At 73.3% G+C, this 673-nt stretch carries 1 protein-coding gene; it reads right to left on the bottom strand.

All coding sequences use genetic code 11. The features are described 5' to 3' along the window. Positions 1-673 (bottom strand): hypothetical protein (locus tag ACXJKJ_RS30745; protein ID WP_457395284.1); only part of this gene is annotated, 673 nt, incomplete at both ends.

Here is a 673-nt window from a genome sequence, read left to right as displayed (position 1 = left end):
GCACGTCCAGCCCGGTATCGGCCGCCCAGCGGCGCAGGTATTTCAGTTCCGGGCCTGGTGCGCCGGCGAGGATCAGCACGCGCGGCGCGGGTTGGTCGAGCGTCTGCAGGGGCACCGGCACGTTGTCCACTACGTGGCGGCTGGCATCGAGCAGTCGCAGGCTGAAGGTGCTGCGGCCGCCGGCCCGCGCCACACCCTCCAGGGCGATGCTGCCGTCGCTGCCGAGCGTGCCGCGATCAACCACGACCCCGGCCGGGTCGAGCAGCTCGGCGCTGGCACCGGCAACGCCCTGCGCGCGTGCATGCAGTTGGAACACGCTGCCCGGCGCGGTGATGGGTGGCGCCTGCAAGGCACGCCAGCCGCGCGGTGGCGCCGGCTGCAGCAGGTGCACCTGCCCGGGCAGGGTGATGTCGCGGTCGCGCGCCGGCAGGCCATCGCCGATCACGCGCAGCGACTGCGTGCCTGGATGCAGGCGCAGCGCGGTGCCGAGGTCGGGGACGGCGGTCGCGGTGGACTGCGCGGCCTCCGGCAGGGCGACAATGGTGTCGCCGCTGGCAGCTGACCACTGCACCTCCTCCGCACCGTGGGTCAGCACGGTCAGACGATCGGCGCGCGCCTGCGTAAGCGGCGGTACCAGGGTGAAGTACAGCAGCCCACTGACGGCGATCTGCAG

The organism is Roseateles sp. P5_E1 (genome assembly GCF_054049335.1).
Note: the sequence above shows the minus strand (reverse complement) of the source record. Positions and strands in the feature narration are given on the sequence as shown.